A 26594-nucleotide genomic window follows, 5' to 3' on the forward strand; every position below is an offset into this window, starting at 1 on the left:
CTAACCCACCATTTGGTTCAACGAAAGAATCGGCAGCAGGATGGCCAGGACTATGACCAACACCACCGCCCCCATGAATACCAGCATGAACGGTTCGAACAAACCCACCAGCAGGGCGATCTGCGCGCCGAGGTCGTTCTCCTGATTCTTCGCCGTGCGCGCCAGCATCTGATCCAGCTCGCCGGAGCGTTCGCCGCTGGCGATCATGTGCAGCATCATCGGCGGAAACTGCCCGGTGGCCTCCAGCGAACGGGTCAGGCTGCCGCCCTCGCGCACCTTCTGCGCCGCCACCAGCACCTCGCCACGGATCACCCGGTTGCCGATCACCTCGCCGGCAATCGCCAGCGCCTCCACCAGCGGCACGCCACTCTGGGTGAGAATCGCCAGGGTGGAGGCGAAACGCGCGCAGTCGGTGGCGCGTCCCAGCCGGCCCAGCAGCGGCACGCGCAGCAGAAACGCGTGCCAGCGCAGCTTGAACGCCTCGTCGCGCAGCGCCCAACGCAGGGCGACGATCGCCAGCGCCAGCAGCACCAGCGTCGCCGCGCCCCAGGCCTTGACCCAGTCGCTCAGGGCGATCAGCCCGCGGGTCAGCGCCGGCAGGGTCTGCCCGGAATCGACGAAGACCTTGACCACGTCCGGCACCACGTAGCCGAGCAGGAAACCGACGATGAGCAAGGACGCACACATCAGGATCAGCGGGTAGAGCAGCGCCAGCTGAATCTTTTGCCGCGACTGCTGGCGCTGCTCGGTGTAGTCGGCCAGCTGTTCCAGCACCGGGCCGAGGTGCCCGGCGTGCTCGCCGGCGGCCACGGTGGCGCGGTACAGCTCGGGAAAGGCGGCGGGAAATTCCTTCAGGCTGGCGGCCAGGCTGTGGCCTTCCAGCACCCGCGCGCGCACCGCCAGCAGCATGGCCTGGATGCGTGCACTGGTGGCTTGCGCGGCGGCCGCACGCAGCGCCTCCTCGATCGGCAGCGCCGCCTGCACCAGGGTCGCCAGCTGCCGGGTGACCAGCGCCAGGTCGCGCGCCGACAGGCCGCGGGCGAAGCCCAGGCGAGCGCCGCCGCTGACCTGCTCGCGGTTGCGCGTGGCCTTGACCTCTAGCGGTGCCAGCTGGCGTTCGCGCAACAGCTGGCGCACCTGGCGCGCGCTGTCGGCCTCCAGCACGCCTTTCTGCTGGCGGCCGCGCCCGTCCAGGGCGATATATTCGAAGGCGGCCACTTACTCCTCCCGGGTCACGCGCAGCACTTCCTCGACCGTGGTCACCCCTTCCAGCACCTTGCGCCGCCCGTCGTCGCGGATGCTCGGGCCCAGGCGGCGGGCGTGGCGGGTCATGTCCTGCTCGGAGGCGCGGCTGTGGATCAGCGTGCGCATGGTTTCGTCGAACACCACCAGCTCGTAGATGCCGGTACGCCCGCGGTAGCCCTGCTGGTGGCACTCGGCGCAGCCGCGCGCGTGGTACAGGGTCGGCGCCGATGCGGCCGGCACGCCGAGCAGCGCGCATTCGGCCGCATCGGCGGCATAAGGTTCCTTGCACGCCGGGCACAGCACCCGCACCAGGCGCTGGGCCAGCACGCCGAGCAGGGAGGACGACAGCAGAAAGGGCTCCACGCCCATGTCCACCAGACGGGTGATGGCGCCGATGGCGCTGTTGGTGTGCAGGGTGGAAAGCACCAGGTGGCCGGTCAGCGAGGCCTGCACGGCGATCTCGGCAGTTTCCTTGTCGCGGATCTCGCCGACCATCACCACGTCCGGGTCCTGGCGCAGGATGGCGCGCAGGCCGCGGGCGAAGGTCATGTCCACCTTGGTGTTGACCTGGGTCTGGCCGATGCCTTCGAGGTGGTATTCGATGGGGTCCTCGACGGTGAGGATGTTGCGCGTGTGGTCGTTGAGGCTGACCAGGCTGGCGTACAGCGTGGTGGTCTTGCCCGAGCCGGTGGGGCCGGTGACCAGCAGGATGCCGTGCGGCTTGCGCACCGTCTCCTCCATCAGCGCGCGGTCCTCGGCGCGCATGCCCAGGTGCTGCAGCGACAGACGCCCGGCCTGTTTGTCGAGCAGACGCAGCACCACCCGCTCACCGTTGGCCGAGGGCAATGTGGACACACGAATGTCCACCTCGCGCCCGCCGACCTTGAGCGAGATGCGCCCGTCCTGCGGCACGCGCTTCTCGGCGATGTCCAGGCGCGCCATGACCTTGACCCGCGACACCAGCAGCGCCGCCAGCTCGCGCTTGGGTTCGAGCACTTCGCGCAGGATGCCGTCGACGCGAAAGCGCACCACCAGGCGCTTCTCGAAGGTTTCCAGGTGGATGTCGGAGGCGTTTTCCTTGATCGCCTCGCCGAGGATGGCGTTGATCAGGCGGATGATCGGCGCGTCGTCTTCCTGCTCCAGCAGGTCTTCGGTCTCCGGCACCTGCTCGGCCAGCGAGGCCAGGTCGAGGCTGCCGCCGATGTCCTCGGCCAGCTGCATGGACGCCGAGTCGTGCTGGTAGGCCGCGCCCAGGGCCAGGGCGAACTCGCCGGCGGCGAGCGGGCGCAGCGGCAGGCTGCGTCCGGCGAAACGCTGCGCCTCGGCCAGCGCCACCGGTTCGCAGTCGGCCCGATAGGCCAGGCAGGCGCGCCCCTCGTGCAGCACGAACACCACGCCGTGACGTTTGGCGAAACTGAAGGGCAGACGGCGCAGGGGAGTCTCGAGCAGCGAAGCGTTCATGCGATGAACCTTAAAAACAGAACCTTACCTTGAGTATTACAGCCCAATCTGACTGTTTGCCCCTCTACGGCGGTCTTTTTTGTAATGGTTATTGGGCTATCTTTAACACATCGCCCAATACAGCACACCCACCCCATATAGGGGATGTCAACGCCGCGCAGGCTGTTATGATCGGCCCGCGACGCATAGCACATAAAAAGAATTAGAACGTCGTTTCCGGAGTAATGCATTTGGCCCTCCCCCAGCGCCTCAAGGACAACGCCCCGAGCGTGCTCGGCATGCTCGTGCTGATCGCCCTCAGCGTCAGCCTGGCCTGGCAAAGCGCCGAGCTGCTGCGCCTGGTGCGCGGCCCCGCGCTGAACCCACCGAGCCAGGCCGCCAGCCCCCTGGAACAACCCAGCCAGGCGCCCCTCGCCCAGCTGTTCGGCAGCGCCAAACAGGCCGACAGCGGCCCACCACCGGCCACCAACCTGCAGCTGACCCTGCTCGGCAGCTTCGTCCACAGCGACCCGCAACGTTCCAGCGCGCTGATCCAGCGCCAGGGCCACAGCGCCCAGCGCTACGCCGTGGGCATGGAGGTGGACAACGGCGTGCGCCTGGATGCGGTCTACGCCGACCGCGTCGAGCTGCTGCGCAACGGCCGCCGCGAGAGCCTCGCCTTCCCCCGCCAGCAGAGCGGCCAGTATGTCTACACGCCGCCGGCCGAAACGGCCGACGCCGCGCTCGATCAACTCGACCAGCTGGAGCAGGACAACCTCGAACAACTGCGCCAGCGCATGCAGGCGCTGCGCGAGCAGATGGAAGCCGCCGGTACCCTGCCCGAAGAAACGCCCTCCGATCAGCCCATGGAAAGCGAATGAACCGATGCATGCCATCCGCAGCCGACTGACCCTCGCCCTACTCGCCGCCGGCCTGGCCGTCGCCCCCCTGCCCCTGCTGGCGCAGATCGAACAGGTGCCGGCCAGCGCCAACCAGCAGGACGAAAGCTGGACCATCAACCTCAAGGGCGCCGACATCCGCGAATTCATCGATCAGGTCGCCGCCATCACCGGGCAGACCTTCGTCGTCGACCCACGGGTCAAGGGCCAGGTCAACGTGGTGTCCAACACCCCGCTCAATCTGACCGAGGTCTACCAGCTGTTCCTCTCGGTGATGGCCACCCACGGCTTCAGCGTGCTGACCCAGGGCGACCAGGCGCGCATCGTGCCCAACGCCGAGGCCAAGGCCGAAGCCGGCGAAGGCCGCCCGGCACCCGATCGCCTGGAAACCCGCCTGATCCAGGTGCAGCACGCACCGGTGGCCGAGCTGATCCCGCTGATCCGCCCGCTGGTGCCGCAGTACGGCCACCTGGCCGCCGTGACCTCCTCCAATGCGCTGATCATCAGCGACCGCAGCGCCAACATCGCGCGCATCCAGGACCTGATGCGCCAGCTCGACCAGACCGGAGCCCGCGACTACAGCGTGATCAACCTGCAGCACGCCTGGGTGATGGACGCCGCCGAAGTGCTCAACACCGCCATCGCCCGCGGCCAGGCCAAGGGCGCCAGCGCCACCCAGGTGGTGGCCGACGCGCGCACCAACCGCCTGATCCTGCTCGGCCCGCCGGACGCCCGCGCCAAGCTGGCCAACCTGGCCCAGTCACTGGACACCCCCACCAGCCGCTCGGCCAACACCCGGGTGATCCGCCTGCGCCACAACGACGCCAAATCGCTGGCCGAGACCCTCGGGGAAATCTCCGAAGGGCTGAAGAACCAGCAGGATGGCGAGACCGCCGGCAAGCCGTCGAACATCCTCATCCGCGCCGACGAGAGCCTCAATGCCCTGGTGCTGCTGGCCGAACCCGATCTGGTCGCCACCCTCGAAGACATCGTGCGCCAGCTCGACATCCCGCGCGCCCAGGTGATGGTCGAGGCGGCCATCGTCGAAGTCTCCGGCGACATCACCGACGCCCTCGGCGTGCAGTGGGCGGTGGATGCGCGCAGTGGCAGCGGCGGCACCGGCGGCCTGGGTGGGGTCAACTTCTCCGGCACCGGGCTGTCGGTGGGCACCGTGCTGCAGATCCTGCAGAGCGGCGAGGTGCCGGAAAACACCACCCTGCCCGACGGCGCCATCATCGGCATCGGCAGCGACAACTTCGGCGCGCTGGTCACCGCGCTGTCGGCCAACAGCAAGAGCAACCTGCTGTCCACCCCCAGCCTGCTGACCCTGGACAACCAGAAGGCGGAAATCCTGGTCGGGCAGAACGTGCCGTTCCAGACCGGCTCCTACACCACCGATGCGGCCGGGGCCAACAACCCCTTCACCACCATCGAGCGCAAGGACATCGGCGTCACCCTCAAGGTCACCCCGCACATCAACGAAGGCGCCACCCTGCGCCTGGAGATCGAGCAGGAAATCTCCTCCATCGCCCCCAGCACCGGGCTCAACGCCCAGGCCGTGGACCTGGTGACCAACAAGCGCTCGATCAAGAGCACCATCCTCGCCGACGACGGCCAGGTCATAGTGCTCGGCGGGCTGATCCAGGACGACGTCACCGAATCGGTGTCCAAGGTGCCGCTGCTCGGCGACATCCCCCTGCTCGGCGGGCTGTTCCGCTCTACCCGCGAATCCCACATCAAACGCAACCTGATGGTCTTTCTGCGGCCCACCGTGGTGCGCGACGGCGCCGGCCTGGCCGCGCTGTCGGGCAAGAAATACAGCGACATCCGCATCCTCGGCAGCGCCGACGAAGGCCGCCCGAGCATCCTGCCGCGCAACCCGGCGCAGCTGTTCGACGGCCAGGGCGCGCCGGCGGTGGATCTGCGCCAGTAAGCGAGTTGGTTGCGGGATAAAACCCTGGGAGGCGCTTTACGGCAAAGCCCTCCCAGCCCCCCACTCACCCCAGCGGCGGCGTGCGCGGCGGGATCAGGCGTTTGCTGCCGGTGGCCTCATAGGCCGCGGCCAGGCGCAGCAACTCCGAGTCGTCGTAGGCGCGGCCGGCGAAGGTCAGCCCCACCGGCATGCCGATATCGGCCATCACCCCCATCGGCACGGTGACCGTCGGCACGCCCAGGTGGCGGATGGCGAGGTTGCCGTTGGCCACCCACACGCCATTGCTCCAGGCGATATCGGCGGAGACGGGATTCACATCGGCATCGGCCGGGCCGACGTCGGCCACGGTGGGGAACAGCACCGCGTCGAGCTTGAGGCCGTCCATCCAGTCCTCCAGATCAAGCTTGCGAGTCTGCTCCAGGCCGCGCAGGCCATCCGGCACGGTGGGAATCTGGTCCCAAGAGCGGATGCCGCGCTTGGCCATATTGACGTACTCGTCCATGCCGGCGGCCAGGTCGCCCTCGCGGTTGGGCAGCGTGCCCGGGTCGTGCGGGAAGATCTGCGGGCCGTCGACGTCCGCCAGGCGGTTGAGCTTGGGGTCGCCGTTGGCGCGCAGGAAATCGTCGAAGGCCCAACCCGACAGCTCCCACAGCTCGTCGTGGAGGAATTCCGGGGTGACGATGCCGCGATTGAATACGGTCGGCGCACCGGGGCGGTCGCCTTCGCAGTTGGAGACCAGCGGGAAGTCCACTTCCACCACCTCGGCGCCGGCCGCTTCCAGCGCCTGGCGCGCCTGCTCCCATAGCGCGATCACCGAGGCACGGGTGTGGATGCGCTGGCCGGTCGGGCCACCGATACCGGGGTTGTCGCTGGTGCCGGCGGCTTCGTCCTTATTGATAAACATGCGCGGCACGCCCAGGCGCTTGCCCTTGAGCGCACCGGGCTGGGCGGCGAGCGCCAGGTAGGACGCCGGGCGTACCTCGGAGGGCTTGGGAATCGGCACCCAGGGCTGCAGGCGCCAGAGATCGCCGCGGGTGTCTGGATCGTCGGCCACCACCACGTCGAGCACCTCAAGCAGGTCGGCCATGGTCCGCGCATAGGGCACCACCACGTCCATGGTCGGCGTCAGCGGCCAGTTGCCGCGCACCGAGATCACCCCGCGCGACGGCGTGTAGGCGCACAGGCCGTTGTTCGACGCCGGGCCGCGGCCGCTCGACCAGGTTTCCTCGGCCAGGCCAAAGGCGGCGAAACTGGCGGCGGTGGCGGTGCCGGCGCCGTTGGACGAACCCGAGGCGAACGGCGCGGTGAGGTAGGCGGCGTTGTACGGGCTCTCGGCGCGGCCGTAGACGCCGCGCTGCATGCCGCCGTTGGCCATCGGCGGCATATTGGTCTTGCCCAGGCAGATGGCGCCGGCGGCGCGCAGGCGCTCGATGGTGAAGGCGTCGCGCTGGGCCACCAGGTCCTTGAACGCCGGGCTGCCGGAGGCGGCGGTCAGGCCCTTGACCAGGTAGCTGTCCTTGGCGGTGTAGGGAATGCCGTCCAGCGGGCCGAGGCTCTCGCCACGGGCGCGGCGCGCATCGGAGGCCTCGGCTTCCTTCAAGGCATCGGGGTTGCGCACCACCACCGCGTTGAGCTTGGTCGGCGTATTCGGGCCGTCGTAGGCCTCGATCCGCGCCAGGTAGGACTGGACCAGCTCGACCGCCGTGGTGCGGCCGGCCTCCAGCGCGGCGCGCAGCTCGGCAATGGAAACTTCGGTTACCTCGATCATGGTGTCGTCACTCACTGATGGCGGGGCCGGCCGGCTGCGGCCAGCCCCGGATACGGAAAGCCCTGGTCCAGCGGCCGCAACGCCCCGGTGGGAGCAGCTTCGGCCACGAACATCTGCCTGAATGATACATGCCGCCGAGCGCCCACAGGAGGCCGAGACTAGGCCCCTGCCGCTCGCAACCACTGCAGCAGTTCGGCCTGCAGGCTCCCGGCTCCGCCGGCTAGGGCGCCAGCAGGCAATAGCGCGAGCCGTCCGCGACGAACCCCAATGGCGCCACTCGCCTGCTATGGTCTTGGGCACTGCCTGCTGCAACCAGAGGAACCCGAAATGGAGCAATTCACCGGCGGTTGTCTGTGCGGCAACCTGCGCATCGTCGCCACGGGCCGGCCCTACCGAGTTGGCGTGTGCCACTGCCTGGACTGCCGCAAACACCACGGCGCCCTATTCCATACCTCGGCGATCTTCCCCGAGCGCGCGGTGCAAATAGAGGGCGAAACCGCCCACTACGCCGGCCGCCACTTCTGCCCGCGCTGCGGCTCGCCGGTGTTCTCGCGCACGGCCGATGAAATCGAAGTGAACCTCGGCTCGCTGGACGCCCCCAACCAGCTGACGCCTACCTACGAACTCTGGACCATCAGGCGCGAGGCCTGGCTGCCGGCATTTCCGTTCGACAGGCGCTACGAGCGGGATCGGGAGAACAAGGGGCGGTTCGAGGGGGGAGAGTCGAGTGGATGAAATCGGCCGAAGCTGCCGGTTGTGACGGGCAACAACCGGCCAAGAGCTGCCTGTTCGAGTCAGCTACTTCCGCTTGAAGGCCTCCCGGCGCGACTCGCGTTCACCAAGGAAACGATTGCTGATCACCGCTTCCAGGTCCTTGCGCTCCACAGAGTCGCCGCAGTGAGGGCAAACGCTGGCCACGCCAACGTCATGGCCACACGCGCGATGCACGAAATGCACGGCCAAGCCCTCATCCGGGTTCTTGCACCACCTCTCGCCCCAGGCGCGCAGCGCGTAGACCACTGGATAGAAGTCCCATCCCTTGTCGGTCAGGTGGTATTCGTAGCGCAGCGGCTTTGCGCTGTAGGGCCGGCGTTCGACCAGGCCGTTGGCCTCCAGCGCTTTCAGACGCGAGGTCAGCATCTGAGGCGTAGCTCCGGTCTGGATCTGGATTTCCTCGAAGCGTGTCGCGCCCATGTACAGCTCACGCAGAACCAGGATGGTCCACTTGTCGCCCACCAAGTCCACCGAGCGCGCCACCGGGCACACCGTATCGCTTGTCTCGTCCTGCATTGGCATCACGCTGTCTGCTCCGCTGAAACTATTGTTTTCATAGTAACACGACCGGGTGGCCATGCCCCGACGCGTCCCTCTCGAGGCCCCGCGCCTATTGACACTATGATTATCATAGTTACTATGAGATTTACCGAGGCCTAGCGCCATCGCATGGGCAATCGAAGCAGATACCCGTGCAGCAGAAGCCCCGGAATCCCTCTCTTGCAACTGGAGCACCGTCATGCCCATCCTGTGTATTCCCCGGAGCGGACCGGCCTGCTGCTGGTCGACCCCTACAACGACTTCCTGTCCGATGGCGGCAAGCTGTTTCCCATGCTCAGAAGCGTCGCCGACGAGGTTCGTCTGCTCGACAACCTGCGCACGACCGTTGCTGCCGCGCGAGCGCAGGCCATCCAGGTGTACTACGTACCGCATCGTCGCTGGCAGCCCGGCGACTACGACCACTGGGATCACCCCAACCCGACCCAACGCCTGATCCAGCAGCGCCACACCTTTGCCAAGGGCTCCTGGGGCGGCGAATGGCATCCCGACTTCGTGCCACAGGAGGGCGACATCATCATCCAGGAACACTGGGGGCAAAGCGGGTTCGCCAATACCGACCTCGACTTCCAGCTCAAGCAGCGAGGCATCACCCATGTGATCGTCGTTGGTCTGCTGGCGAACACCTGTATCGAATCGACCGCACGCTTCGCCATGGAACTGGGTTATCACGTCACGCTGGTACGCGATGCGACAGCCGCCTTCAGCAAGGAAATGATGCACGCGGCGCACGAACTGAACGGACCGACGTTTGCGCACAGCATCCTCGACACCCGCGGGCTCGTGCAGGCCCTGCAGCAGCAGTGACGGGGCGGCGCCATGTCAGCCTTTCCCGCGGCTCCGATGGAAGTTTCCAATCGCCTCGTCACCCTCATGGCCCTGTGCTGCGCACTGGCCGTATCGACCATCTACTACCACCAGCCGCTTTTGCCACAGATGGCCGCCTCGTTCGGCCTGGCGCCGACGCAGGCCGGCCTGATCGCCACACTGACGCAGCTTGGCTATGCGGCAGGCCTGCTGTTCATCGTGCCGCTCGCCGATTGCCGACAGCCACGCCAGCTCGCGCTGCTGGCCATCGCGGCCAATGCCGTCGCCTTGATCCTCTGCGCCGCGGCGCCGAACTTCGCAGTGCTGTGCGTGAGCAGCCTCCTGGTCGGCGTGACGGCGATCACTGCGCAGATCATCATCCCCGCCCTGTCGGGGCTGGCCACTCCGGCTGAGCGCGGTCGCATCGTCGGCAGCCTGCTCAGCGGCCTCTCGGCAGGCCTCTTGCTGGCGCGAATGGTCGGGGGGTTCGCCGGTACGCACGCGGGGTGGCGAGCCGTCTTCATACTGGCCTCGCTCGGCGATCTCTTGCTGCTGGTCATCGTCGCCAAGAGCCTGCCGGTCACCACGAGCCTGACGACCATCAGCTATGACCGGCTCCTGCGTTCGCTGGGCAGCCTGGTCCGGGAGGAAGGCGTGCTGCGTTACTGTGCGGCGAGCGGCCTGCTGATGTTCGCTGCGTTCAGTGCGCTGTGGGCCTCGCTGGCCGCGCTGCTGGCACAACCACCCTACGGGTTCGATTCCGCCACCATCGGCCTGTTTGGCCTGGTCGCCCTGTTGGGCATCGTCGCGTCACCACATATCGGCGCACTGAGCGATCGTCTGGGCGTACGCACCATGGTCCTCGTCGGCGCGATGGCCCTCGCCGCGGGTTTCGTCTGCATCGCTGCGGGCGGGCAAAGTCTTGGCTGGCTGATCCTCGGCATGGTGCTGCTCGACTTGGGCAATCGTGCCGGACTGGTTGCCAACCAGGCACGCGTATTCACCCTGCGTCCCGAGGCCCGCAGCCGGCTCAATACCGTATTCATGGGATCGTATTTCCTGGGTGGAGCGATAGGCGCCGCATTGGGAAACTATGGCGTGCACCGGGCAGGCTGGCTCGGCCTTGCCGCTGTTGGCATCCTGCTGTCCTGCGCGGCCGCGTTGATCAATGCTCTTTCTCCCCGTGAGTCGAGCTCGACGACGGGCGAGGTTCGCCCATGAGCCATTCATAGGCGACGCTACGGCGCACCTCAGCCTTGAGTTCCTGAAAGAAAAAGCCTCTCGCGCTGCAGCTGACCTCGAAAGCTGGCGATGCTCGCTCCGGGCTTGTTCGCCTTCTGCAATGTCCACTTGTGGCCGGTTTCCGTAACTGCAGATTGCTCCCGGTTGAAAGCCTCCCTGCTCAACACCGCAACAGGACAACGGAGGGTCCGCGAACTATTCCTCCCGGCCAGATAGCTGACCATCGCGGGGCCCGTCAGAGCCCCGCGCTATCCCGGTCCTCCCCGTCCGCTCAACCCGCCGCGTCCTCCGGCAGCTTGGCGATCACCTTGATCTCGAACTGGAAGCCGGCCAGCCAGGTCACGCCGATGGCGGTCACTGTCGGGTAAGGCGCCTGGCCCCAGAACTCGGCCGCCACCTCCCAGATGGTCTCGAACTTCGCGTCGGGGTCGAGCATGAAGATGGTGGTGTCGACCACGTCGGCGAAGCTGCATCCCGCCTCGGCCAGGATCGCATTGAGGTTGGCGAAGGTGAGGCGCACCTGGGCTTCGAGGTCGGGCTCGGGCGAGCCGTCCTGGCGGCTGCCGACCTGGCCGGAGACGAACAGGAAGCCGTTGGAACGGATCGCCGGCGAATAGCGGTGGAGCTCGTACAGGGCATGGCGGTCGGGCGGAAATACCACATCGCGTTTGCTGGTCATTGCGGGTCTCCATGGGCCGCTGCGGCCCGTTGCTTGAGATGGAGCCACTGTAAGAAGCGCGCCGGGCTGGATAAACCGGCAACTCTGGTCATGACTGTTTGTAGAATCCAAACAATCCCCCATGAGTGAGAAGAGCAATGGACCGTTTCGATGCGATGCAGGCGTTCGTGCGCGTGGTGGAGGCCGGCAGCTTCACCAAGGCGGCGACGACGCTGCACATGAGCAAGACCAGCGTGACGCAGCTGGTGCAGCAGCTGGAGGCACGGCTGCGCGTGCGCCTGCTCAACCGCACCACGCGCCGGGTCGCGGTTACCGCCGACGGCGCCGCCTACTACGAGCGCGCGGTGCGCCTGCTGGCCGATATGGACGACGCCGAGACCAGCCTCTCCAGCGCCGCCGCCCTGCCCAGGGGGCGCCTGCGGGTGGACGTGCCCAGCCCGCTGGCGCGGATGATTCTGGTGCCGGCCCTGCCGGACTTTCACGCGAAGTACCCCGACATCCAGCTGGACATGGGGGTGAGCGACCGCGTGGTAGACCTGATCGGCGACAAGGTGGACTGCGTGGTGCGCGGCGGCGAGATCGCCGATCAGTCGCTGATCGCGCGGCACGTGGGCGACCTGCAGCTGGGCGTGTACGCTGCGCCGAGCTACCTGCAGCGCGCCGGCACGCCCAGCCACCCGCGCGAGCTGGAGGACAGCCATCACCGCATCGTCGGTTTCCTCTGGGCGCGCGCCGGCAAGCCGCTGCCCTACGCCATGCAGTGCGGCGACGAGAGCCTCAAGGTGCAGGGCCGTTACGTGCTGGCGGTGGACGACGGCAACGCCTACCTCGCCGCCGGCCTGGCCGGCCTGGGCATCCTCTGGCTGCCGGACTACATGGCCAAGGCGCACCGCCGGCGCGGCGAGCTGGTGCCGCTGCTGGAGCACTGGCGGCTCGAACCGATGCCGCTGTACCTGGCCTTCCCGCCCAACCGCCACGTCAGCGCCAAGCTGCGGGTATTTATCGACTGGGTCGTCGAGCTGATGGCGCAGCACGCACCGGTGCTGGGTCGCCGCTAGCCCAACAGGCCGCAGGCGCCTAGCGCGAGAAGCGCCGCCGATAGTCCCGCGGGGAAATGGCCAGGTGGCGCTGGAAGGTGGCGCGCATCCGCTCCTCGTCGCGGAAGCCGCACTGCCGGGCAATCTGGTCGATATTGCGGCTGGAGTCTTCCAGCAGGCGCCGCGCCGCTTCCAGGCGGAAGATCTCCACCGCCTTGGCCGGGGTGCGCCCGGTCTTCTGCTTGTACAGCCGGGAGAAATGCCGCGGGCTCATGTGGCAGCGCTCGGCCATGGCTTCGACGCCGAGTGCCGGACTGTCCAGGTTGTCGCCGAGCCAGCGGTGCAGTTCGTCGAAGGTCGCGGTATCGCGGGCCTGGGCCTGCAGCAGCTCGCTGAACTGGGCCTGGCCGCCGGGGCGCTTGAGGAACACCACCAGCTCCCGCGCCACCTGCATTGCCACCTCGCGGCCGCAGTCGGCCTCCACCAGCGCCAGAGCGAGGTCGATGCCGGCGCTGACGCCGGCTGAGGTCCACAGCGCGCCCTGCTCGACGAAGATCGCATCGCTGTCCACCTCGATGCCCGGAAAGCGCGCCTTGAGCATGTCGCACATGGCCCAGTGGGTCGCCGCGCGCTTGCCTTCCAGCAACCCGGCTTCGGCCAGCAGGAAGGTGCCGCTGCACACCGAGGCGGTGCGCCGTACCCGCCGTGCGTTGGCGCCGATCCAGGCGATCAGCTCGGCGGACTCGGCCACCGCCCGTTCGATTTCCGGTGCGCCCGGCACGATCAGGGTGTCGACCTGCGCCAGCGGCACCTCGGCCAGCGCCTGGGTCTGCACCACCAGGCCCTCGGCGCTGCCGATCAGCCCGCCCGGCAGGCTGGCGGTCAGGCGCTGGTAGCCGGGCAGGCCGCGCGCGTGCATGGCCTTGGTGGCGGCCCAGAACACGGTCTGCGCGCCGGTGAGGTCGAGCAGCCCGACTTGCGGGTAGGCGAGAAAAAGGATGGTACGCGGACGGTTTGGCATGATTTCCGGGGTATCTGTCATTTCTGCCGAAATGCTCCTCTCCTAGCATGGGCCCGTCAAACACCAAGAGCCCAAGCCAGGAGTACCAGATGAAACAACGCATTCTGATTGTCGGTGGCGGTTTCGCCGGGGTATGGAGCGCGCTGAGCGCCATGCGCCTGCTGGACCGGCACGGGCGCACGGATATCGCCGTGACCCTGCTCGCGCCGCAGCCGCAGCTGCGCATCCGCCCGCGCTTCTACGAGCCCGAGGTGCATACCATGCAGGCGCCGCTGACAGCGCTGCTGGCAGCGGTGGGCGTCGAGTTCGTCCAGGGCAGCGCCGAGGGCATCGATCCGCAGCGCCAGCAGGTCAGCTACCGCAACGCGGCCGGCCGCGTCGCCGAGCTGGGCTACCAGCGCCTGGTGCTGGCCTCCGGCAGCCGCCTGCTGCGCCCGACGCAGGCGGGGATGGACGCGCACCTGTTCGACGTGGACGAGATCGAGCAGGCGGCGCGCCTGGAGCAGCACCTGCTGGGCCTGGCGCAGCACCCGCAAACGGCGGCGCGCAATACCGTGGTGGTGGCCGGCGGCGGCTTTACCGGCATCGAGACGGCCACGGAAATGCCCGCGCGGCTGCGCGCCGTGCTGGGCGAGGACGCGGCGATCCGCGTGGTGGTGGTCGACCGCGGCGAGCGGATCGGCGCAGCGCTGGGCGACGGCATTCGTCCGGCGATCGAGGCGGCGTCGCGCGAGCTGGGCATCGAGTGGTGCCTGGGCCGCTCGGTGGCCTCGGTCGATGCCGACGGCGTGAGCCTGGACGACGGCCAGCGCATCGCCGCGAATACGGTGATCTGGACCGTGGGCTTTCGCGCCAGCGAGCTGACCGCGCAGATTCCCGCGCCGCGCGACGCCCAGGGCCGGCTGCAGGTGGATGCCTGGCTCAAGGTCGAGGGCCAGGCGGCGATCTTCGCCGCCGGCGATACCGCGCGGGCGGCCACCGACGAGCTCGGCAACTTCACGGTGATGTCCTGCCAGCACGCCATCGCCCTGGGCCGCCACGCCGGCAACAACGCGGCCGCCGAGCTGATCGGCGTGGCCCCGACGCGCTACAGCCAGCCCAAGTACGTCACCTGCCTCGACCTCGGCGCCTGGGGCGCGGTGTTCAGCGAAGGCTGGGAGCGTCAGGTGAAGCTGGTGGGCAGCGAGGCCAAGGCGCTCAAGCAGCAGATCAACAGCCAGTGGATCTACCCGCCGGCGGCCGACCGCGCCCTCGCCCTGGCCGCCGCCGACCCGGCGATCCCGGTGGCCTGAGCCGCAGCGCGCCGCGGCTCAGTGGCACTCGATGCGGTTGCGTCCGCCGCGCTTGGCGCAGTACAGGGCGATATCGCTGCGCGACAGGGCAGCCTCGGCGCTGGCATCGGCGGCGCGCAGCGCTGAGATGCCGACGCTGACGGCGAGGAAGATCTGCTCGCCACCATGCAGGATCGGCGTCTTGGCCAGTTCGCCCTGGATGCGCTGGGCGAAGTGCCTGGCCTGGTGCAGATCGGCGTCGCTGAGCACCGCGGCGAACTCTTCGCCGCCCATGCGCCCGGCGGCATCGGTCTTGCGCAGCTGGGCGCAGAGGATGGCCGCGAAATGCCGCAGGGCCTGGTCGCCGACGCTATGGCCCCAGCGGTCGTTGATGGCCTTGAAGTGATCCAGGTCGAACATCAGGATGGTCGCGCACTGCCCCGGGCTGCGCTGCAGCCGGGCCAGCTCGGCTTCGAGCAGCTGCATGAAGTGCCGGCGGTTGGCCAGCTGGGTCAGGAAGTCCGTGGTGGCGAAGGCTTGCAGCTCGGCCTCGATCTGCTTGCGCTCGGTGACATCGGTGATGAAGCCGTGCCACAGCACGCTGCCGTCCTCCAGGCGGCGCGGGCAGGCCTCGCCCTGACGCCAGGCGAGCGCCTGCCCCGGCAGCTGCAGGCGAAATTCCAGGCGCCAGGGCGTCAGTTGCCTGGCGGAGGCCTCGAAGGACGCCAGGTAGGCCGCCCGATCGTCCGGGTGCAGCAGCGCCGGCAACGCCTGCGCGTCGCGCAGCAGCTGCTCCGCGCTGAGTCCGCAGATGACCTCGGCTCCGGCGCTGACGTAGGAAAAGGCCGACGCGCCGTCCGGCTGGCGTCGGTACTGGAAGACCATGCCGGGAATCTCGTTGGTCAGGTCGGTCATCAGCGCGGCGCTCTGCTGCAGCCGCTCGGCCAGCGTGCGCATGGCGGTGATGTCGGTGGTGGTGCCGATCATCCGTAGCGGCTTGCCGGCACCATCGCGTTCGACCACCTTGCCGCGGCTGCACACCCACTTGTAGCGGCCATCGCGGCAGCGCAGGCGGTGCTCCACCTCGTAGGCGGCGGTGCGCTGCTCCAAGTGCGCGGCAATGGTCGCCTTGACGTAGTCCAGGTCCGCCGGGTGCACCCGCGTGTAGCTCTCCTCGATGCGATTGCCGACTTCATGGTCGGCGTAGCCGAGCAGCGCCTTCCAGCCGCTCGAGTAGTGGATTTCGCCGGTGGCGACGTTGCGATCCCAGATGCCGGTGCCGCTGCCGGCGATGGCCAGGGCCATGCGCCGCTCGCTGTCGCGCAGGGCGGCGATCTCCTGGCGCTGCTGGGCGTCCGCCTCGTCGCGCCCGAGCAGCTCCAGCGCCAGACCGGCGAACTCGCGCAGCGCCTGCTGCTGCGCGGCGTCCAGCTCGCGGGGGCGGTCGTCGAACAGGTAGAGCATGCCGAGCACGTCGCCGCCCGGCGCCCGCATCGGACAGGCGGCGAGGAAGCGCAGATGGGGAGCGGCCACCACCAGGTCGTGATCGCGCAGGCTGGCGTCGCGCTGCGCGTCGGCCACCAGGTACAGCCCGTCGGCACACGCCCAGTTGCCCAGCGGACCGACCCGGGCGAGCTGAACGGCGCTGAGGCCGGCGCAGGCACGCACCTGCCGTCGCCCTTCGCCACCGGTCAGCAGCAGCGCGGCCATGACGTCGAAATGCCGCCGGGCCAGGCGCAGCAGGCCATCGAATCGCTCGTCATTGGCGCTCGCCGGCGCATCGTTCGAATACAGGGACTGCATAGGGGCTCTGCTTCGCTAGAACTGTGGACGCCGCCTGCTATTGATAGGCCATATCCAGATCGCCGTCTAATCCTGATGGCCATATGACGCCATCGGCAGGGGTTCGCTGAGCCTAAAGGATTCGCCGCGCCGTTGACACTGGGCATTGCCCGTCGGTTCTCAGCGCAGGTAGCGTCCAACCCGGCTGTGCAGCAAGGCCTGCAGCTCCGCCTGCATAAAGGCGTAGTCGTCGGCAATGTCCAGGCAGATCACCCGCTTGCCGGCCAGGACGCGCCGGTACTGGCGCTGCAGCTTGCTGCGCTGGGCCTTTTCCATCACGAAGATCAGCGTCGCCCAGTCGATGTGCTCGGCCGACAGGCGTACCTCGGCATCCGCCGCCAGCCCGGCGGAGTCGGTTTGCACGCCGGGCCAGGCGCCGAACAGCTGTTCGGCGGTCGGGCTGCGCAGGCGGTTGCGGCTGCAGATAAACAGCGCGCGGATCAAGCGTCACCGACTCGCTCGTACAGCTCCACCGGCTCCAGCGCGCCCTGGCAGCCGCACTGGCTGTGGCCTAGACCCAGGTGGCGGAAGCCGGCCTTGAACAGCACCCGCCCGGACTGCGGGTTGCGCGCCAGGTGGCTGGCGTGCAGGCGGCGCAGGTGCAGGCGGGCGAAGGCGAATTCGACCAGCGCCTGGCAGGCCTCGCTGGCGTAGCCGCGGCTCCAGTAGGGCACGCCGACCCAGTAGCCGACCTCGGCCTCGCCGCGGGCGATGTCCTTGAGGGCGATGCTGCCGATCAGCTCGCCGCTGGCACGCTCGACCATGGCGAAACAGGCCGCGCGACCGGCGGCCCAGTCCTGCGCGCACTGCGCGATCCAGCGCTGCGCCAGCTCTGGCGGATAGGGATGGGGAATGCTGCGGGTCACGTCGGCGATGCGAAAATCACCGGCCAGACGCGCCACCTGCGCGGCATCCTCGCCACGCAGCGGGCGCAGCAGCAGGCGTGCGGTTTCCAGCAGGGCTTCGTCCATGGTGATCCCTCGAGGTGCTCAGGCCGGCTGCGGCCCGATGGGATAGAACTGCCCGCCGCTCCACACGCCGAGCCAGGGCTGGCCGTCGATCTCGCGCTCCACCGCCAGCTCCACCAGTTGGTAGAACACGTTGCGATGGATCAGCGCCTCGAGGTTGCGCCGCACCAGCAGGTAGGGCGCAGGCTCGAGCGTCGCCGGGTCGATCTCGACGCGGATCGGGTGTTCGGCGCCGGCCGTCACCTCGTCCTCGACGTTGGTGGTAAAGCGCAGCAGCTGAGCCTCGCCCTCACCGATGACCTGCAGGGTCACGGCGACGAAGGGGGCGTCGTCGACGCGAATGCCAACCTTCTCCACCGGAGTGATCAGGAAGTAGTCGTCGCCGTCGCGGCGGATGATGGTGGAGAACAGCCGCACCATGGGTTTGCGGCCGATCGGCGTGCCCAGGTAATACCAGGTGCCGTCACGGGCGATGCGCATGTCGATATCGCCGCAGAAGTCGGGGTTCCACAGGTGCACCGGCGGCAGGCCCTTGCCCTCGCCCTTGGGAATCTGCGCCAGCAGGTCGCCGGCCTTGCCTGGATCGCTCATGGTTTTGCTCGTCCACATTGCTGCGAACCGAAGAGGATACACCGTGGGAGGGGCTTTAGCCGCGACAACAAGCGGCGGATACCCGTCGCGGCTAAAGCCCCTCCCACAGAGCGCCAGCGACGCTCTGTCAGCGCGCCACGCCCAGCAGGCTGCGCGCGTAGTCGTGCAGCGGCGGGCCGATCAGGTCCTGCGGCTGGGCGTCGTAGAAGGTCAGAAAGCCACCGCGGCTGCGGATGCGTGCGGTGTCCACCAGGTAGCGGGTGTTGGTTTCGATCAGCATCAGCTGGATGGTCGCGCGGTCGGTGCCGAGACGGTCCAGCGCTTCCTGATCCTCCCACTCCTCGACGGTGCCGATGCGGTCGTCGCTGTAGGCGAAGCGGCTGTACAGCAGGTAGTGGGCGCCGGCGGCACGCGCCTCGACCATGGCCTCCTCCAGCCCGCGCGGCTCGCGCGCGCGGCGGACCAGCGGGAAGTATTCGACGAAGCCGTTGAAGGCCTCCTCGGCCACCACGTTGGGCCGCGGGTAACCGTGGCCCGGCGGCACGAAATGGCCCTGGGCGATATAGATGAAGGAATCCTGCTGCAGGCGCCGCGAGGCCATGCGCTCGGTGCGGCCATGGTCGAGGAAACCGGCGTCGCGCAGGTGATAGCCGGCGCCGCTGGCCAGGTCGCTGACCTTCATGCAGCCGGCCAGAGCCAGCAGCGCCCCCAGTAGAAGCAGGTTACGCATCAATCGTTCCTCCTCGTGCCGGCGACGGAAAACCGGCGGATAAGGCAGGGATGCAGATTCTGCGCCAGGCTCGCCACCAAGGGCTGCCCCCAGCATCGCGACAACGTCGCATTGCCGGTTGATCACAGCCTTATCCATGTGCCGCGATCCCCTGTAGGCTGGGTTAGGCGCATGACAAAACCCTAATGACCCCGCAAGTTCTGGTGCGCCGTAACCCACCATTGGCGCAGCGCGGAGAGACCGCCTGGTGGGTTACGCGGCGCGCCACTCTGGGAGTGTCCGAGGGTTCGAAGGTTGGCGCCGCTAACCCACCCTACAGCCCGCGCTGCCACTCCTGACGCAGGCCGGCCTGCTGCGGCCGCTCGATGGCCTCGCGCACCTGCGCCAGCAGGCGCGCCTTGTCGCGGCCGAGATTGCCCTTGAGCACCAGGTAGTTGGAGGCGTGGTCGCTGCGAAATACCGTCTGCTGCAGCTCCAGGCCCTGCAGTAGGCGCTCGACTTCGCCGAACAACTGCAGCTGGGTCAGCGGCTGGTAATCGGCGAACTGCTCACGAAACCGCGCCTCGCCCAGGGGGAAGCTGACCACCAGGGTGGAGAGGTATTCCGGCTGCGCGGCATTCATCAGCCGCGCCGAGTTGTCCGCATGCTGGGCGCTGAGGGTCTGGCCGCCGAGGCCGTTCAAGATCATCACCGAACGGGTGATGCCGGCCTGGCCAAGCTTGTCCAGGGCGCTGAGGCTGGACTCGAAGGTCTCGCCCTTGTTGACCCGCGCCAGCACTTCGTCGTCGCCGGACTCGCAACCGACGTAGGCCATCTTCAGCCCGGCGTCGGCCAGCTCCTTGAGTTCGGCCACCGACTTCTTGCGCAGGTTGCGCGGCAGGCAGTAGCTGGATACCCGGCGCACTTCGGGCATATGGCTGCGGATCGCTTCGAGAATATTGAGCAGGCGCCGCGTCGGCAGCACCAGGGCATCGCCGTCGGCGAGGAACACCCGGTTGACGATCAGCTGCGCGCCGGCGCGGCGAATCTCCTCGAGCACCTCGGCCTCGTTGCGGGCACGGAATTTCTTCTGCGGCGCCGTGTACATCTCGCAGAAGCTGCACTGGTTCCAGGAGCAGCCGTTGGTCACCGGCAGAATCAGCGACTGGGCCTCGCTGGGCGGGCGGAACACCGGCTCGATATAGGCGATGGGGAAACTAGCGGACATATTCGACCGTGCTTGGTTGACTGAGGCTGGGCCAGTGTAACCAGTGCTGTCGTGACTGCCGAGCCACTCCCCCTCCTGAATCGGAGGCAGAAGGTCGACACGCTGAGGAAGCGCCCATGCGACGCCCTGGTCAAGGTGGGCTGAAGCGGATCGCAGCCCGGCCCACCCTACAATGCGACGGGTGTCAGTCGAATGCTCAATTGAAATGCGGGCCCTACTGGTAGGGTGGGCTTCAGCCCACCAGCGATGCCAGCCCCGGGCCAAAGCGCAGCGCCGCCCAGGCCGGCCTGCCAAGCCGCGAGGGTCAGCCGCCGATGATCTTCATCACCGTCACGCCGCCGGAGAAGGCCAGCTCCTGCTTGTCGCCGAGGGCCTTGACCAGCAGCCGCTGCAGCGCCGGCAGGGCCTGGTGGCGCGGCTTGTCCAGCAGGTCGCCGACGTAGTGGCGGTTGCTCGACGACAGGCAGCCGTGCAGCCAGCCGGTCGACGACAGGCGCAGGCGCGAGCAAGTGCGGCAGAACGGCACGCTCTCGTTGGCGATCACGCCGAAATGGCCGGCACCGGGGATGGCGTAGCGCAGCGCGGTGGCATCGACCGGGGCGTCGGCCTGGACGTAATCGTGACGGCTGCCGATCAGCTCCAGCAGCTCGGGCAGGCCGACGAACTGCTGGTTGAAGGCATTGGGGTCGCGGGCCAGGTGGCCCATGCGCATCAGCTCGATGAAACGCAGCTCGAAGCCGCGCTCCAGGCAGTAATCCAGCAGCGGCAGCACCTGGTCGAGGTTCTGCCCGCGCAGCGGCACCATGTTGAGCTTGATCTTCATCCCGGCGGCGCGCGCCGCCTCCAGGCCGGCCAGCACGGTGGCCAGGTCGCCGCCACGGGCGATGCGGGCGAAGGCCTCGGCGTCGAGGGTGTCCAGGGAAATGTTCAGGCGGCGGATGCCGCATTCCAGCAGCAGCGGCAGCTTGCGCTCGAGCAGCTGGCCGTTGCTGGTCAGGCTGATGTCGTCGAGGCCGAGCTGGCTGACCTGGCGCAGGAAGGGTTCCAGGCGCGGGCTGACCAGCGGCTCGCCGCCGGTGATGCGCAGGCGTTCGATGCCGGCGGCTTCGATCAGGTAGGCGACGCCGCGGGCCATGGCGTCGGCGGAGAGTTCATCCTGCGCCGCCACCAGGCGCTTGCCGTCCGGCACGCAGTAGGTGCAGGCGTAGTTGCAGGCGGCGGTCAAGCTGATGCGCAGGTTGCGAAAGCGCCTGCCCTGACGGTCAACGATCATGGCGGACTCCGAGGGGGGATGAACCGGAGTATATCGCCGTAACCGGCCGCGGCACATGGTTCATCCAGCGGCTGAATGAGCCGAGTCGCGTTCACTATGGACAGTGGTCGCCCCGGGCATCGGCCGCGACCGGGGTCGCGGCGGGGAAGGGTTAGTCGCGCTTGCGCTTGTTGCCCATGCGCACGCCGATATCCATGAGGAACTGGAAGAAGCCTTCCTGATCCTCCAGCACATTGCTCCAGAACGGCGAGTGGTACAGCGCCACGGCGCCGTGCACCAGCGCCCAGGCGGCGCAGTAGTGGAAGTACGGCGGCACGTCTTCCAGCTTGCCTTCGGCGATGCGGCCCTTGATCAGCTGGGTCAGGCGTTCGAAGTTGGAGGCGCGGATCTTGTGCAGCTGCTCGACCATCTCCGGCACCTGGTTGCCCTTGACCACCTTCTCTTCCAGGCGGTCGAACAGGCGATAGCGCTGCGGGTCGCGCATGCGGAACTCGAAGTAGGCACGCGACAGCGCTTCCTTGTCGCGATCCACGTCGGCCGAATGCAGCAGGGCGTTGAGATCGCGCTCGTAGTCGAGCATCAGGCGCAGATAGATCTCCGCCTTGGACTTGAAGTGCTTGTAAATGGTGCCTTTGCCGATACCGACCGCATCGGCGATCATCTCGACGGTGACGCTGTCTTCGCCCTGTTCGAGGAAGAGTTTCAGCGCTGTGTCGAGAATCTCCTGCTCGCGGCGACGGAATTCGCGGACCTTACGGGGTTCTTTCTGCATAAAGGGACTGTGGGGTCAAAAATCGAAGCCGCGTATTATGCCTAAATGTGGCCAAATTGCACGGATCATCCGACCATGTACGTGTTTCACGATGAGTTTCCCCAAGAAAGTGGACTGCGTTATCTGAACCACGCGGCGGTGGCGCCCTGGCCGAAACGCAGTGCCGAAGCGGTTCGGCGCTTCGCCGAAGCGAACGTGAGCAGCGGCGCGCGTGATTATCCGGACTGGCTGAAACTAGAGCGTAGCCTACGCGAACGATCGGTGCGCCTGCTGAACGCACCGAGCACCGGCGATATCGCACTGGTCAAGAACACCTCCGAGGCCCTGTCCTTCGTCGCCTTCGGCCTCGACTGGCGCCCGGGCGACCAAGTGATCATCAGCGACGAGGAGTTCCCTTCCAACCGCGTGGTCTGGCTGGCCCTGGCGCCGCTGGGAGTGGAGGTGATCGAGGTCAGCCTGCGCGGCGTCGATGCCGAGGCCGCCCTGCTCCAGGCCATCGGGCCGCGAACCCGACTGCTGTCGATCAGCGCGGTGCAGTATGCCAGCGGCCTGCGCCTGGACCTGCCGCGCCTCGGCCAGGGCTGTCGCGCGCGCGGCGTGCTGTTTTGCGTGGACGCCATCCAGCAACTCGGCGCCCTGCCCTTCGACGTGCAGGCCTGCGCCTGCGACTTCGCCATGGCCGACGGCCACAAGTGGCTGCTGGGGCCGGAGGGCCTGGGGCTGTTCTATTGCCGCAGCGAGCTGCGCGATCAACTCAAGCTGCACGAATACGGCTGGCACATGCTGGAACACGCCGGCGACTACAACCGCCAGGACTGGCAGCCGGCGCGCAGCGCGCGGCGCTTCGAGTGCGGCAGCCCGAACATGCTCGGCGCCTTCGCCCTGGAGGCCAGCCTGTCGCTGCTGGAGGAGGTCGGCATGCAGCGGGTCGGCGCACTGCTCGCCGAACGCGTGCAATGGCTGCTCGACGGCATCCAGGCCCTGCCCGGCGCGACGCTGCATAGCCCGGTCGATGTCGAGCGGCGCGCCGGCATCCTCACCTTCAGCCTGGCCGGACACGACAACCAGGCGCTGCACCAGCGCCTGCGCGACGCCGGGGTGATCTGCGCACAACGCGGGCCAGGCGTGCGCTTTTCGCCGCATTTCTACACCAGCACCCAGGTGATCGAGGAAACCCTGGGGCTGCTAGGCCAGCTGGCAAGAGGCTGAGAACTCAGCAGCCGCCGCGGTATTCCAAATCTGTTTAAAAAACGCACGATTTCGCCTGGACGCGCGGCAATCCTGGCCAATACTGGAGATTACTGGTGCGCGGCATCTCCCCCCAAGTGCCCCGCCAGCCAAGGTACCGTGGACCGCGTACCTTGATTTACTCCTAATGGTCTTGACCCGGATTCATCCCCCAGAACCCGGGTTTTTTTTGGCCGATGAAAATTCACCCTGATTCATAAGCGTGGCAGCGGCTTCAGCCGCGAAGCCGTTATCGGCCTTCGCGGTTGACGCGCTACGCCGCCCGGCGGCTCTGCGCAAGCCTGGTCCGGGTGCAACCCGGGAATCTTGCAGCCGCGGATTGCCTCCGGGTTACACGCCGGCCAGCGGGAACAGGCGCTTGAAGTTGGCCGAGGTCTGCTCGGCCAGGACCTCGAAGCTCACGCCGCGCAGCACGGCCAGGTATTCAGCCACCTCGCGCACGTATTGCGGCAGGTTGGGCTTGCCGCGATGCGGCACCGGCGCCAGGTAGGGCGAGTCGGTCTCCACCAGCAGGCGGTCGGCCGGCACCTGGCGCGCCACCTCGCGCAGCGCCTCGGCATTGCGGAAGGTGACGATGCCGGACAGCGAGATATAGAAGCCAATATCCAGCGCCGCCTTGGCCATCTCCCAGTCCTCGGTGAAGCAGTGCAGCACCCCGGCCTGCGGCAGCGCCGCCTCGCGCAGCAGCGTCAGGGTGTCGGCGCGGGCTTCGCGGGTATGTACGATCACCGGCTTGCCGGTGATGCGCGCCGCCTCCAGGTGCAGGCGGAAGGAGGCCTGCTGCAGCGCGGCGGATTCGGGTTCGTAGTGGTAGTCCAGGCCGGTTTCGCCGATGGCCACCACCTTGGGATGGGTCAGCTCGGCCAGCAGCCAGTCCAGTGCCGGCGCGGCGCCCGGCTCCAGATCCAGCGGATGCACGCCCACCGAGCAATCGACATCGGCATAGCGCTCGGCCAGCCCCTTGACCGTGGCGGCGTTGTCGGCACTGACACCGATGCACAGGAAATGCCCGACGCCCGCCGCGCGTGCCGCATCCAGGGCAGCATCCAGCGAACCGCCGTGGGCGGTAAGGTCGAGACGGTCGAGGTGGCAGTGGGAATCGATCAGCACAGCGGGAAACTCGGGCAAGGGAAAGGCCCGAATTGTAATCGAAAGCGGCGGGAGGCTGGGCGCGTGGGAGAGGCTTTGGGGCGTGGGATGGGTTGAGCAGCGTAGCGCCGATACCCCGCATCCAGACATCGACGGGTGCGCGGCGCTCAGCCCATAATGCGGCTGCCGTTACATGGTATGGGTCGGACGATCAGACTTCAGCGCGCCGGCCAGATAGGTCTCGATCTTGTTGCGGGCGGTGTTGTCGCCATCGTTGAACTGCACGCCGACGCCGGCGGCGCGGTTGCCCTGGGCGCCCTTGGGAGTGATCCACACCACCTTGCCGGCCACCGGGATCTTCTCCGGCTCGTCCATCAGGTTGAGCAGCATGAACACTTCGTCGCCGAGCTTGTAGCTCTTGTTGGTGGGGATGAAGAGTCCGCCGTTCTTGATGAAAGGCATGTAGGCCGCGTAGAGCACGGACTTGTCCTTGATGGTCAGGGACAAAATGCCGTTACGGGGGCCCAGATTGGGTGGCAAGCTCATCAGGTATTCCTGGCGTCTATTGCGTAATGCCCGATTCTAGCCCGGTCCGGGCAAGCTTGCCCACTGCACCAGCAGGGCTTCGAGAAGCAAGACACGGTTGAGGTTGGCCTTGCCGATCACCTTCTGCCGCTGCGCCAGCAGCCATTCCTGGATCGCCAGCACCTTGGCCTGGGGGGTTTTCTCGGCCAGGTACTGCACCACCTTGCGCATGTCGGCCTGGCCCAGGCCGGCCTCGTCGCGGGTCAGCTGGTAGCGCAGCATCAGCTGCGCCCAGTCGCAGAACCAGTCGAACAGCAGGTTCAGCGGCAGCGCATTCCAGCTTTCCGCCAGCTGGCTGGGGGCGATCTGCTGCTTGAGCAGCTTCTTCACCCCTTCCACCGCCTGCGCGCGCTGTTCGCGCACGCCCTGCCCCTGCAGACGCAGCGCCGCCAGCGGCGAACCGGCGGCCAGGGTCAGCAGCTCGGCGCGCTCCTCCTCGCTCGACTCGGGCAGCGCCTGGGCCAGCCAGGCCAGGCTCAGCGCCTCGCTGGGCAGCGGGCAAGCCTGCTGCACGCAGCGGCTCTTGATGGTCGGCAACAGACGGCTGGGCTGGTGGCTGATCAGCAGCAGCACGGTGGCGCCGGAGGGCTCCTCCAGGCTTTTCAGCAGGGCATTGGCGGCGTTGAGGTTCATCGCTTCGGCCGGCTCCAGCAGCACCACCTTGCGCCCGCCGAGCTGGGCGGTCTGCACCACGAAGTCGACCAGCTCGCGCACCTGATCGACCTTGATCGGCTTGTCCGCCTCTTCCGGCTCCAGCACGTAGTTGTCCGGGTGGGTGCCGGCCGCCAGCAGGTGGCAGGACTTGCACTGGCCGCAGGCGTCCAGGCCGTTCGGGCTCTGGCACAGCAGTCGCGCCATCAGGCGTTCGGCCAGGGCGCGCTTGCCGATCCCGGCAGGGCCGTGCAGCAGGTAGGCGTGGGCATGCTGGCTGCGGCCGGCGAGGTGCTGCCAGAGGCTTTGCTGCCAGGGATAGGCGTCAGCCACGGCAGATCTCCAGCAGGCTCGGCAGCAGGGCGTCGAGATCGGCCTGCACCTGGGCCAGGGTCTGTCCGGCATCCAGCACGCGGTAGCGCTGTGGGGCCTGCGCCGCGCGCTGCAGATAGGCCTGGCGCACCGCCTCGAAGAAGCCGCGGCCTTCCTGCTCGAAACGATCCAGCCGGCCACGGGCAGCGGCGCGGGCCAGGCCCACCTCCACCGGCAGGTCGAAGATCAGGGTCAGATCGGGGCGCAGCTCGCCCTGGACGAAGTTCTCCAGCAGGGCGATGCGCTCGCCGGACAAGCCGCGGCCGCCGCCCTGGTAGGCGTAGGTGGCATCGGTGAAACGGTCGCACAGCACCACGGCGCCGCGCGCCAGCGCCGGGCGGATGACCTGCTGCAGGTGCTGGGCGCGCGCGGCGAACACCAGCAGCAGCTCGGTATCGCTGGCCATGGGCTCGTCGCTGGATGCCAGCAGCAGTTCGCGGATGCGCTCGGCCAGCGGCGTGCCGCCCGGCTCGCGGGTCAGCAGCACGTCGACGCCACGCTCGCGCAGACGCTCGGCGAGGTAGTCACGGTTGGTGCTCTTGCCGGCGCCTTCCGGGCCTTCCAGGGTGATAAACAGACCGGTCACGGGTTG

26 protein-coding genes are annotated in these 26594 nt (G+C 67.8%); 8 read left to right on the forward strand and 18 right to left on the reverse strand.

Going from position 1 to position 26594, the window contains the following annotated elements; all coding sequences use genetic code 11:
- Together xcpS and gspE are read right to left on the reverse strand one after the other, a co-directional pair.
- Complete coding sequence (gene xcpS / locus ACIGFL_RS12940; RefSeq protein ID WP_397497439.1) at nucleotides 1–1218, reverse strand: GspF family T2SS innner membrane protein variant XcpS; 1218 nt, start codon at nucleotides 1216–1218, stop codon at nucleotides 1–3.
- Nucleotides 1219–2706: a type II secretion system ATPase GspE gene (gene gspE, locus ACIGFL_RS12945; protein ID WP_397497440.1), complete on the reverse strand. Its 1488-nt coding sequence runs from the start codon at nucleotides 2704–2706 to the stop codon at nucleotides 1219–1221.
- A gap of 230 nt (nucleotides 2707–2936) precedes the next feature.
- Between gspE and ACIGFL_RS12950 the strand changes: the two genes are divergently transcribed.
- Both ACIGFL_RS12950 and gspD read left to right on the forward strand, forming a co-directional pair.
- On the forward strand, nucleotides 2937–3566 hold the full coding sequence (locus ACIGFL_RS12950) for a type II secretion system protein N (RefSeq protein WP_397497441.1): 630 nt from the start codon (nucleotides 2937–2939) through the stop codon (nucleotides 3564–3566).
- 4 nt (nucleotides 3567–3570) lie between these two features.
- Nucleotides 3571–5517: a type II secretion system secretin GspD gene (gene gspD / locus ACIGFL_RS12955; RefSeq protein WP_397497442.1), complete on the forward strand. Its 1947-nt coding sequence runs from the start codon at nucleotides 3571–3573 to the stop codon at nucleotides 5515–5517.
- Nucleotides 5518–5581: 64 nt separating this feature from the next.
- Here the strand turns inward: gspD and ACIGFL_RS12960 are convergent, their stop codons facing one another.
- Nucleotides 5582–7285 (reverse strand): amidase, encoded by a 1704-nt coding sequence (locus tag ACIGFL_RS12960; RefSeq protein ID WP_397497443.1) that lies wholly within the window; start codon nucleotides 7283–7285, stop codon nucleotides 5582–5584.
- Nucleotides 7286–7612: 327 nt separating this feature from the next.
- Here ACIGFL_RS12960 and ACIGFL_RS12965 point away from each other — a divergent pair, with 327 nt between their 5' ends.
- On the forward strand, nucleotides 7613–8020 hold the full coding sequence (locus ACIGFL_RS12965) for a GFA family protein (protein WP_397497444.1): 408 nt from the start codon (nucleotides 7613–7615) through the stop codon (nucleotides 8018–8020).
- Nucleotides 8021–8083: 63 nt separating this feature from the next.
- Here the strand turns inward: ACIGFL_RS12965 and ACIGFL_RS12970 are convergent, their stop codons facing one another.
- Nucleotides 8084–8581, reverse strand: coding sequence for a winged helix-turn-helix transcriptional regulator (locus tag ACIGFL_RS12970; RefSeq protein ID WP_397497518.1), 498 nt, complete (start codon nucleotides 8579–8581; stop codon nucleotides 8084–8086).
- Nucleotides 8582–8779: 198 nt separating this feature from the next.
- Between ACIGFL_RS12970 and ACIGFL_RS12975 the strand changes: the two genes are divergently transcribed.
- On the forward strand, nucleotides 8780–9424 hold the full coding sequence (locus ACIGFL_RS12975; RefSeq protein WP_397497445.1) for an isochorismatase family cysteine hydrolase: 645 nt from the start codon (nucleotides 8780–8782) through the stop codon (nucleotides 9422–9424).
- Nucleotides 9425–9436: 12 nt separating this feature from the next.
- The gene (locus tag ACIGFL_RS12980; protein WP_397497446.1) at nucleotides 9437–10645 is read left to right on the forward strand and encodes an MFS transporter; all 1209 of its coding nucleotides are present in this window, start codon (nucleotides 9437–9439) and stop codon (nucleotides 10643–10645) included.
- Between the two features lie 292 nt (nucleotides 10646–10937).
- Here ACIGFL_RS12980 and ACIGFL_RS12985 read toward each other — a convergent pair whose 3' ends face one another.
- Entirely contained in the window at nucleotides 10938–11345 is a 408-nt protein-coding gene (locus ACIGFL_RS12985) for a RidA family protein (RefSeq protein ID WP_397497447.1), read from the reverse strand.
- A 137-nt stretch (nucleotides 11346–11482) separates the two neighbouring features.
- Here ACIGFL_RS12985 and ACIGFL_RS12990 point away from each other — a divergent pair, with 137 nt between their 5' ends.
- Nucleotides 11483–12403, forward strand: a complete 921-nt coding sequence (locus ACIGFL_RS12990; protein WP_397497448.1) for a LysR substrate-binding domain-containing protein — start codon at nucleotides 11483–11485, stop codon at nucleotides 12401–12403.
- A 19-nt stretch (nucleotides 12404–12422) separates the two neighbouring features.
- Here the strand turns inward: ACIGFL_RS12990 and ACIGFL_RS12995 are convergent, their stop codons facing one another.
- Nucleotides 12423–13403: a GlxA family transcriptional regulator gene (locus tag ACIGFL_RS12995; protein ID WP_397497449.1), complete on the reverse strand. Its 981-nt coding sequence runs from the start codon at nucleotides 13401–13403 to the stop codon at nucleotides 12423–12425.
- An 89-nt stretch (nucleotides 13404–13492) separates the two neighbouring features.
- Here ACIGFL_RS12995 and ACIGFL_RS13000 point away from each other — a divergent pair, with 89 nt between their 5' ends.
- Nucleotides 13493–14695 carry an NAD(P)/FAD-dependent oxidoreductase gene (locus ACIGFL_RS13000; RefSeq protein WP_397497450.1) on the forward strand — a complete coding sequence of 401 codons (1203 nt, stop codon included), beginning with the start codon at nucleotides 13493–13495 and terminating at the stop codon, nucleotides 14693–14695.
- An 18-nt stretch (nucleotides 14696–14713) separates the two neighbouring features.
- On the opposite strand, the gene ACIGFL_RS13005 is transcribed toward ACIGFL_RS13000, so the two are convergent.
- The 8 genes from ACIGFL_RS13005 to ACIGFL_RS13040 all read right to left on the reverse strand — a co-directional run bounded on the left by ACIGFL_RS13005 (nucleotide 14714) and on the right by ACIGFL_RS13040 (nucleotide 22057).
- Nucleotides 14714–16477: a diguanylate cyclase gene (locus ACIGFL_RS13005; RefSeq protein WP_397497451.1), complete on the reverse strand. Its 1764-nt coding sequence runs from the start codon at nucleotides 16475–16477 to the stop codon at nucleotides 14714–14716.
- Nucleotides 16478–16636: 159 nt separating this feature from the next.
- Nucleotides 16637–16960 carry a low molecular weight protein tyrosine phosphatase family protein gene (locus tag ACIGFL_RS13010; protein WP_397497452.1) on the reverse strand — a complete coding sequence of 108 codons (324 nt, stop codon included), beginning with the start codon at nucleotides 16958–16960 and terminating at the stop codon, nucleotides 16637–16639.
- Nucleotides 16957–17487, reverse strand: a complete 531-nt coding sequence (locus ACIGFL_RS13015; RefSeq protein ID WP_397497453.1) for a GNAT family N-acetyltransferase — start codon at nucleotides 17485–17487, stop codon at nucleotides 16957–16959. Before ACIGFL_RS13015 ends, ACIGFL_RS13010 begins: the two co-directional genes overlap by 4 nt.
- Before the next feature lie 18 nt (nucleotides 17488–17505).
- Nucleotides 17506–18075, reverse strand: a complete 570-nt coding sequence (locus ACIGFL_RS13020) for a DUF1285 domain-containing protein (protein ID WP_397497454.1) — start codon at nucleotides 18073–18075, stop codon at nucleotides 17506–17508.
- Nucleotides 18076–18202: 127 nt separating this feature from the next.
- Nucleotides 18203–18805 (reverse strand): DUF4823 domain-containing protein, encoded by a 603-nt coding sequence (locus ACIGFL_RS13025; RefSeq protein ID WP_397497455.1) that lies wholly within the window; start codon nucleotides 18803–18805, stop codon nucleotides 18203–18205.
- A 313-nt stretch (nucleotides 18806–19118) separates the two neighbouring features.
- Entirely contained in the window at nucleotides 19119–20012 is an 894-nt protein-coding gene (locus tag ACIGFL_RS13030; protein WP_397497456.1) for a radical SAM protein, read from the reverse strand.
- 304 nt (nucleotides 20013–20316) lie between these two features.
- Nucleotides 20317–21285 carry a GTP 3',8-cyclase MoaA gene (locus tag ACIGFL_RS13035; protein WP_021445428.1) on the reverse strand — a complete coding sequence of 323 codons (969 nt, stop codon included), beginning with the start codon at nucleotides 21283–21285 and terminating at the stop codon, nucleotides 20317–20319.
- Nucleotides 21286–21436: 151 nt separating this feature from the next.
- Nucleotides 21437–22057, reverse strand: a complete 621-nt coding sequence (locus tag ACIGFL_RS13040; protein WP_021445429.1) for a TetR/AcrR family transcriptional regulator — start codon at nucleotides 22055–22057, stop codon at nucleotides 21437–21439.
- A gap of 75 nt (nucleotides 22058–22132) precedes the next feature.
- Between ACIGFL_RS13040 and ACIGFL_RS13045 the strand changes: the two genes are divergently transcribed.
- Nucleotides 22133–23266 (forward strand): aminotransferase class V-fold PLP-dependent enzyme, encoded by a 1134-nt coding sequence (locus ACIGFL_RS13045; protein WP_397497457.1) that lies wholly within the window; start codon nucleotides 22133–22135, stop codon nucleotides 23264–23266.
- A gap of 369 nt (nucleotides 23267–23635) precedes the next feature.
- Here ACIGFL_RS13045 and ACIGFL_RS13050 read toward each other — a convergent pair whose 3' ends face one another.
- From ACIGFL_RS13050 to tmk, 4 genes are all read right to left on the reverse strand, one after another.
- The gene (locus tag ACIGFL_RS13050; protein WP_397497458.1) at nucleotides 23636–24415 is read right to left on the reverse strand and encodes a TatD family hydrolase; all 780 of its coding nucleotides are present in this window, start codon (nucleotides 24413–24415) and stop codon (nucleotides 23636–23638) included.
- A 168-nt stretch (nucleotides 24416–24583) separates the two neighbouring features.
- Nucleotides 24584–24940, reverse strand: coding sequence for a PilZ domain-containing protein (locus ACIGFL_RS13055; protein WP_003245164.1), 357 nt, complete (start codon nucleotides 24938–24940; stop codon nucleotides 24584–24586).
- Nucleotides 24941–24976: 36 nt separating this feature from the next.
- Entirely contained in the window at nucleotides 24977–25963 is a 987-nt protein-coding gene (locus ACIGFL_RS13060) for a DNA polymerase III subunit delta' (RefSeq protein ID WP_021445432.1), read from the reverse strand.
- Entirely contained in the window at nucleotides 25956–26588 is a 633-nt protein-coding gene (gene tmk / locus ACIGFL_RS13065) for a dTMP kinase (RefSeq protein WP_397497459.1), read from the reverse strand. Before tmk ends, ACIGFL_RS13060 begins: the two co-directional genes overlap by 8 nt.
- Nucleotides 26589–26594: the final 6 nt, after the last annotated feature.

Source organism: Pseudomonas sp. NPDC077649, assembly GCF_044542855.1.
In the GTDB taxonomy this organism is placed as follows: Bacteria; Pseudomonadota; Gammaproteobacteria; order Pseudomonadales; family Pseudomonadaceae; genus Aquipseudomonas.